Source organism: Butyricicoccus sp., from assembly GCF_050872565.1.
In the GTDB taxonomy this organism is placed as follows: Bacteria; Bacillota; Clostridia; order Oscillospirales; family Butyricicoccaceae; genus Butyricicoccus_A.
The window spans coordinates 1-8,283 of sequence record NZ_JBNMHC010000067.1; the positions used below are offsets into that span (position 1 = coordinate 1).

General features: G+C 48.6%; 7 protein-coding genes. All 7 read left to right on the forward strand.

Going from position 1 to position 8,283, the window contains the following annotated elements:
- Positions 1-184 (forward strand): 5-formyltetrahydrofolate cyclo-ligase (locus tag ACR0P9_RS04470; protein WP_432617718.1); only part of this gene is annotated, 184 nt, incomplete at its 5' end.
- A complete protein-coding gene (locus ACR0P9_RS04475) occupies positions 174-1,067 on the forward strand; it encodes a CPBP family intramembrane glutamic endopeptidase (protein ID WP_432617720.1) in 894 nt (297 codons plus the stop codon). The genes ACR0P9_RS04470 and ACR0P9_RS04475, both read left to right, overlap by 11 nt.
- A 30-nt stretch (positions 1,068-1,097) precedes the next feature.
- Positions 1,098-2,168: an endolytic transglycosylase MltG gene (gene mltG, locus ACR0P9_RS04480; protein ID WP_432617722.1), complete on the forward strand. Its 1,071-nt coding sequence runs from the start codon at positions 1,098-1,100 to the stop codon at positions 2,166-2,168.
- A gap of 24 nt (positions 2,169-2,192) precedes the next feature.
- Positions 2,193-3,437, forward strand: a complete 1,245-nt coding sequence (locus ACR0P9_RS04485; protein WP_432617724.1) for a peptidase U32 family protein — start codon at positions 2,193-2,195, stop codon at positions 3,435-3,437.
- 329 nt (positions 3,438-3,766) lie between these two features.
- On the forward strand, positions 3,767-6,406 hold the full coding sequence (gene alaS / locus ACR0P9_RS04490) for an alanine--tRNA ligase (protein ID WP_432617726.1): 2,640 nt from the start codon (positions 3,767-3,769) through the stop codon (positions 6,404-6,406).
- 51 nt (positions 6,407-6,457) lie between these two features.
- Positions 6,458-6,796 (forward strand): histidine triad nucleotide-binding protein, encoded by a 339-nt coding sequence (locus ACR0P9_RS04495; RefSeq protein WP_432617728.1) that lies wholly within the window; start codon positions 6,458-6,460, stop codon positions 6,794-6,796.
- Positions 6,797-6,877: 81 nt separating this feature from the next.
- Positions 6,878-8,283 (forward strand): ComEC/Rec2 family competence protein (locus ACR0P9_RS04500; RefSeq protein WP_432617730.1); only part of this gene is annotated, 1,406 nt, incomplete at its 3' end.

An 8,283-nucleotide genomic window follows, 5' to 3' on the forward strand; every position in this document is an offset into this window, starting at 1 on the left:
ATCCGGTGCACGACTGGGATATGGCGGCGGATTTTATGACCGATTTCTTCCTCAGACAGCAGGAACTCGCATGGTGCTGTGCGCACAGGAGCGATTGCTGCCGGAAGTCCCCACAGAGGAACATGACATGCACTGCGACTGCATTGTGACAGAAAATGAGGTGATGCGCGTTCATGAAAAATAAAGCGACTATATTACCGGGACTCATGCTGTTTGCCAGCTTTGTGATTTTAATGGTGTGCGGTCTGGGATTTGACTTTGTCTTTTCCAAATTTCCATCGCTCGGCATCATTCTCATAGAACTGTTGGCATTTGTCCCGCCGACCTACTGCCTGTACAAATCACAGGACAACGAATTTAAGCTCAATTTCCGATGGGAGCAACATCCGGAAAAGCTGCCGACTTACTTTGGATTTACAGTAAAGTTCGCTCTTGCGGTTTCTTTTCTGTCTTTTCTCGCGAATCTGCTCGCTTATGTAGTGCGCGGCTCCAATGATATGGACGTCAGTGCCATGATTACCACGAGTGGTGCCGGAAATCATTATGGATTCCTCAGCTTTTTAGGCATTGTCATCTTTTCTCCGATTGTAGAAGAGATTTTTGTGCGCGGCGCGTTGTTTTCTTCGTTTGAGCGCAAAGCAGGAACAATTATCAGCATTGTGCTGAGCGGCGCTTGCTTCGCGATGCTGCATGGATCACTGCTCAATTTTATCGGGCCGTTTATTGCCGGCTGTGCATATGCCTATCTGGTTTATATGTTTGATTCTATTTGGCCGGCTGTTCTCGCACATACGATAAACAACTGCTATTACTACATTATCAACTATCTGATCCATCTGTACAGTTCCTTTGGCATCTGGAAGTACTTCACGATTATCAACGGTATTTTGTTTTTGCTGATGCTATATTTGACCTTGCGTTCGCTGGAAAATCAGATTCAGAGCAAAAATCTGCGCAAGATGAAGCCAAATCCCTCGACAAAATGGGCAGCAATTCGAGACTGTATTGTCAATCCGGGATTCTTTATCTTCATTTCCAGCTTTGTCATTCGGATTGTTCTCAAATAAACAATTTAAGATACAAGAAAGGATAGAGATATGAAATCTAACAAGAAGAAAAAAGGCGTCGGCGGAACCATCAAGTATCTGATTATGATTTTGGTGATTTCTGCTGTTCTGGCAGGAAGCGGTATTTTGCTGTGCAATGACTTGTTTGCGCTGGCAAAGCCGGACAAAGACATCACAGTGACCATTCCGGAGGATGCATCGGTCAGTGAGGTATCCAAACTGCTGGACAAGAGCGGCGTCATCAATTATGGTTCGTTCTTCCATCTGTTTACCAGCACGGTATACAAGGACATTCAATTCCGCCCGGGTATGTGGACATTAAATTCTGATATGGACTATCGAGAGATTGTTAATCAGATTCGTCTGACCAGCAAGAGCACAGTCACTGTCACGATTCCGGAAGGCTATACCGTCAATGAGATTATCGACACATTGGTGAAGAATGGTCTCAGCTCGAAGCAGGAGCTGCAGTCTGCCATGCAGAACGATACGTTTAATTACGATTTCCTGCCGGACGATCTGGGCAACCAGACCAACCGCTTAGAAGGATACTTGTTCCCGGATACCTATGAATTCTATCTCAGCGACTCTGCGGATGCGATTATCAATAAGATGCTGGGTAACTTTGAAAACAAGCTCAACAGCACCTCTGACGGCAAGAGCTTGGCGCAGATTTGTAAGGAAAAGAATTTGGATGTCTCGGATATGGTTATCATTGCGTCTATTACGCAGAAGGAATCGGTTAATGCCGATGACATGTACAATGTATCCAGCGTCATTCATAACCGCTTGAATAATGCGGCGGAGTACCCGTATCTGAATATGGATACTACAGTTGTCTATGCTGTAGGACATAAAAATCTGACCAAGGCGGATTTGAAGTCGGACAGCCCGTATAATACATACACATCGAAGGGACTGCCGCCAGGACCGATCTGCAATCCGGGCATGGATGCTCTCAAGGCTGCTGCCAATCCGAATCAGACCGACTATTATTATTTTGTTGCAGATGATGCCGGAACCAAGCACTTGTATGCGAAGACACTGGCAGATCACAATAAGAACATTGCGCAGCTGGAAGCAGAAGCAGCTGGCAACTAAATACATTGAGGATGAAGAAAGAGTATGAATAAACCTGAAGTATTAGCACCAGCTGGCGATATGGAGCGCCTGAAATATGCGATTGCTTATGGCGCAGATGCTGTATATCTCGCAGGAAAGCATTTTGGTATGCGTGCAGCATCGGACAATTTCTCTGATGAGGAATTGCAAGAGGGCATTGCTTATGCCCACGAGCGCGGTGTCAAAATCTATGTAACTGTCAATATTTCCCCCAGATCTCCGGAATTTCCGGAGCTGGAGGAGTATTTGAAAAAGCTGTATCTTTATCACGCCGATGCGATTATTGTATCGGATCTGGGTGTCATTCGCGTGGCAAAGCGCGTTGTGCCGAATCTGCCGCTGCATATCAGCACCCAGACAAGTATTCTCAACTATGAAGCAGCGCAGTTCTGGGTAGATATGGGCGCAGAGCGCATTGTGCTGGCACGTGAGCTGACACTCAAAGAAATCAAGACCATTCGTGAGCATATTCCGCCGGAAGTCGAAATCGAATGCTTTGTACACGGCGCCATGTGTATTTCTTATTCTGGACGCTGTCTGATTTCCAACTATACGACCGGTCGTGACGCCAATCATGGTGCCTGTGCGCAGTCGTGCCGTTGGAAGTATGCGCTGATGGAAGAGAAGCGTCCGGGACAGTATTTTCCTGTCGATGAGGACGAGCGCGGCACGTATCTGTACAATTCCAAGGATATGTGCATGATTGACCATATTCCGGAGCTGATTGAAGCAGGCGTGACATCGTTTAAGATCGAAGGCCGTGCCAAGACAGCGTATTACACCGCTGGTATTACGGCATCGTATCGCCGCGCCATTGATGCGTATTTTGAAAATCCGACGCCGGACTTTAAGGTTCCGGAGGATATTCGCGAGGAAATCGGCAAGATCAGCCATCGTGAGTATTTTACCGGCTTCTATTTCGGCCGCGATCCAAAGGGGCAGTATTATCCGGACGTCATGTATATCCGTGACTGGGAGATTTCCGGTCTGTTCGTCAGCTGTGATGATAACGGCAATGCAGAATTTGTGCTGAAAAATCGCTTCTTCAGCGGCGATACGCTGGAATTGATGCAGCCAGGCAAGCCAGTGTACTCGTTCAAGGTAGAGAACATGACCGATGACAATGGAGAAATCTTGGATGCGGCGCGTTCGGCAATGATGCATATTCATCTGAAGTTCCCGTTTAAGGTTTCAGAGTTTTCGATTCTGCGCAAGGAAAAAGCGGCAAATCCGATTAAAAACGCATAACACTCTTGACATTTCGGTGAAAAACTGTATAATGAAAGCTGTTATACAACCAACATGGCGATGACGAAATGAGACAGTGGATAAGCCTTTTAGAGAGCAGGGGATGGTGGAAGCCTTGCAGAGCGGAAAACTGTCAGCTGCTTCTGAGCTATTCGGGATAAACCGAATCGTCTGCCCGCGTTAAGGGTCACTGAGATGCTGCGTAGCAGCAAATTAGGGTGGTACCGCGTAGAGCTTGACAGCCTTCGCCCCTATTGGGGCGAGGGCTTTTTTGTTTGTATAACGAATATTTCGTTTTTAATTATTTTCAATATAATGGAGGCAAATGTATGCATTACATGGGTTTGAATGAGATTCGTGAAAAGTTTCTCGAATTCTTTGAATCAAAAGGTCATCTGCGTCTGCCAAGCTTTTCGTTGATCCCGCAGGGCGATAAGTCTCTGCTGCTGATTAACTCCGGCATGGCACCGCTGAAGCCGTACTTTACCGGTGAGCAGGAGCCGCCGCGCCGTCGCGTGACGACCTGTCAGAAATGTATTCGTACCGGCGACATCGAAAACGTAGGCAAGACCGCTCGTCACGGCACTTTCTTCGAGATGCTGGGTAACTTCTCCTTCGGTGATTACTTCAAGGAAGAAGCCATCACTTGGAGCTGGGAGTTCCTGACCAAGGTTATGGAGATTCCGGAAGATCGCCTGTATCCGTCTATCTATGAAAACGATGACGAGGCATTCGAGATCTGGAACAAGAAGATCGGCGTACCGGCTGACCGTATTTTCCGTTTCGGCAAGGAAGATAACTTCTGGGAGCATGGTTCCGGTCCGTGCGGTCCGTGTTCGGAAATTTATTTCGACCGCGGCGAGAAGTATGGCTGTGGCAAGCCGGGCTGTACGGTAGGCTGCGACTGCGACCGTTACATGGAAGTATGGAACAACGTATTCTCTCAGTTTAACAACGATGGTCACGGCAACTACACAGACCTGATTCAGAAGAACATTGATACCGGTATGGGTCTGGAGCGTCTGGCTGTTGTTATGCAGGACGTAGATTCCCTGTTCGACGTGGATACTGTAAAGAATATCACCAATCACGTATCCAAGATCTCCGGCAAGACTTACGGCGAGTCCTACAAGACCGATGTATCTCTGCGCGTTATCACGGATCATATCCGTTCTACTGTTATGATGATTTGTGACGGTGTTATCCCGTCCAATGAAGGCCGCGGCTATGTGCTGCGCCGTCTGCTGCGCCGCGCTGCCCGTCATGGCAAGCTGCTCGGCATCAATGAGCCGTTCCTGTACAAGGTATGTGACACCGTCATTCATGAGAGCGGCGGCGCATATCCGGCTCTGATTGAGAAGCAGGAATATATTCGCAAGGTTATTCAGGTAGAGGAAGAGCGCTTCGACGCAACCGTTGATGCTGGTCTGTCTATCCTGCATGATATGATTGAAAAGGCAAAGAATGCAGGCAGCAAGGAGCTTCCGGCTGCTGATGCTTTCAAACTGCATGACACCTATGGCTTCCCGATTGATCTGACGATTGAAATTCTGGAAGAGCAGGGCATGAGCACCGATCGTGACGGCTTTGATGCTCTGATTCAGGAGCAGAAGGAGCGTTCCCGTGAAGACCGCAAGCGCATGGGCGACTTGGGCTGGGCTTCCGAGGATCTGGGTCTGGACAAGTCTCTCAAGACCGAGTTCTGTGGCTATACTGAGCTGGAAGCTGAGGGCAATGTACTGGCTCTGGTTTCCGAAGGAGAGAGCACAGATGCTGTCCGCGCTGGCTCTAAGGTAACGGTTGTTCTGGATAAGACTCCGTTCTACGCTGAGATGGGCGGTCAGGTACCGGATTACGGCACCATGTCTCACGGCGAGTGCGAGATCGAGATCACCAATGTACAGAAGAGCGGCGATGGCCGTATGTACCTGCACTCTGGTGTTGTCAAGAGCGGTGTTGTCAGCCGCGGCGATACGCTGGTGTGCAAGGTTGACAAGGAGCGTCGTCAGGCAATCTGCCGTTCGCATACAGCAACCCATCTGTTGCAGGAAGCACTGCGCGAAGTATTGGGCAGCCATGTTGAGCAGGCTGGTTCGTATACTGACGCTGACCACGTTCGTTTTGACTTTACGCATTTCGCAGCTATGACGCCGGAAGAAATTGCTAAGGTAGAGAGCATCGTCAACAACACCATTCTGGCAGGTCTGGAAGTTCGCACCGACGAAATGCCGATTGAAGAGGCAAAGAAGCTGGGTGCTATGGCTCTGTTCGGCGAGAAGTACGGCGACATCGTTCGCGTTGTTCGCGCTGGCGATTTCTCCATCGAGTTCTGTGGCGGTACGCATCTGGACAACACCGCAAAGGCTGGTATGTTCAAGATTGTCAGTGAGGCTTCTGTTGCTGCTGGCGTGCGTCGTATCGAAGCATTGACCGGACGCAAGTTCCTCGAAATGGTTGAGGAGCGTCAGAAGACGCTGAATGACGCTGCAGCTGCTCTGAAGACCACGCCGAATGACTTGGTACAGCGCGCAGATCAGGTTGTCGAAGAAGTTCGCAGCTTGACCCGCAACGTAGACAGTCTGAACGGCAAGATCGCAGAGATGAAGCTGTCCGAGCTTCTGGGCGCTGCACAGGACGTCAATGGCGTTTCTGTTATCGCAGCTAAACTGGATGATACGCCGGAAGTTATGCGTTCTATCGGCGATATTCTCAAGGAGCGCAATGCAAACGGTGTAGCTGTTCTGGCAACCGTTACCGGTGAGAGCAAGATTCAGCTGCTGTGCGTAGCTGGCAAGGATGCTATCAAGGCTGGCGCACATGCTGGTAAGATCATCAAGGAAGTTGCCAAGCTGTGCGGCGGTGGCGGCGGCGGCCGTCCGGATTCCGCTTCTGCAGGCGGCAAGAAGCCGGAGAAGCTGGACGAAGCTTTGCAGGCAGTCGCTTCTGTTGTTGCTGGTATTGTAAAGTAAGAATTACGCAATTCTTTTTCTGTCAATAGTCAATAAAGGAGGTTTCTAGTAATGGATGATTGTCTGTTTTGTAAGATCATTTCCGGCGAAGTTCCGTCTGTAAAGGTCTATGAGGACGAATACTGTTATGCATTCAATGACATTGCTCCGGCGGCACCATCTCATTTTCTGGTTATTCCGAAGCAGCACATTGCATCTGCTGCCGCAGTGACACCGGAAAACAGTATGATTGTCGCAAAGTGCTTTGAAGCCATTGCAAAGATCACAAAGGAAAAGGGCATTGAAAGTTTCCGTATTGTCTCCAATATTGGAGAGCAGGCGCAGCAGAGTGTATTCCATCTGCATTTTCATGTTCTGTCCGGCCGTGATATGACATGGCCTCCAGGCTAATGCATAAATTGCACTGACACAACTGAGGTGGTGCTCCGCAAGGAGCGCCACCTCGCTTTTTATCTAAGAGGGGAACAACTGATGAAGCGTCCGTTCATTTGGTTTACGTCTGCATTTGCTGTTGGTGTAGCATCAGCTCTGTGTGCCGCACAGGTGTCTTGGGCACTGGCTGTCTGCATGATTGCTGTTACTGCCTGCATTGGATGGAAAATACAGAAAATTCGTCCCATTTGCGTGCTGTTAGCTGGCGTTTTGTGTGGATTGTGTTATACACAGGCATATCATGCTGTATTTCAGGCTCCCAGTATGTCTTTAGCAGATACCAGCAAATCCATGATTGTAGAAGTGACAGATTTTCCGACACAGTATGACACCAATCAGCGCGTAGAGATTCGCGTTATCGGCTCTCGTGTTGGCTGTCCGTTTAATTTTCGGACGTTGGCATACCTGCCCAAGACAAAACAGCAGCTCAAACCAGGAGACGAAATCACAGCAACAGTCTCATTTTATATTCCCAATCAGACAGAAGGATTTGACCGCGCCTCGTATTATCGCGCACAAGGATATGCGGTTTTGGCAAGTGTTGATGAAGAATTTGGCGTAGTTGTGACATCGCCGAAGCATCGACCGCTCAGCTATTATCCCAAAGCTTTTGCTCAAACATTACGAGATGTGTATGCAAAGCAGGGAAATGCACGGCAAGCCGCTTTTTGGTGTGCGCTGGCAACCGGAGACCGTACAAATCTGACAACCACAGATACCGATCACTTGCGCCGAGCGGGTCTCGCGCATGTCATTGCGCTGTCCGGTTTGCATGTGGGATTTTTACTTTCTATGCTGCTGTTTCTGTTTGGCAGAAAGATTGGTACTTATCTTGGCATTCCGGTTTTATTTGCGTTTTATCTCATGGTCGGCTGGTCACCGTCAGTCGTCCGTGCTTGTATTATGTATGGCTTCATTTTAGTTGCTTACGCTTTTCGCAAGGAAAAGGACAGCATGATTGCGCTGTTTTTTGCCCTATTATTGATTTTGCTTCGTTTGCCGGATGCCTTGCTGTCCGTCAGCTTGCAGTTGTCCTTTGCATCGACCTTGGGTATTTTATGTTTTGCTGCAAAACACAGACGGCGCGGCGTGGTTGCGAGTGTTGGCTGCTCGATTGCTTCCTCTGTATTCACAGCACCGTTTTTACTGTATCATTTTGGATACATATCTGTTTTTTCGATTTTTTCCAATCTGTTCGCGCTCTGGGCAATTTCCTTGATTTTTCCGCTGTTGTTTCTCGGTGGAATCCTCGGTATTGGTTCTGCGACATTGGCACAAATTTTCTTGACACCGGCAGCGTGGCTGACAAATTATGTATTGGCTGTCAGCGATTTCTTTGCCGAAATCCCGTTTGGTGTGTTATACTGTGAGAATACAACAGATTTTTTCGTATCTATTCTTGTCAGTGCGCTCACAGCTTTGCTTTTATGGCTGGCGAGCAAACG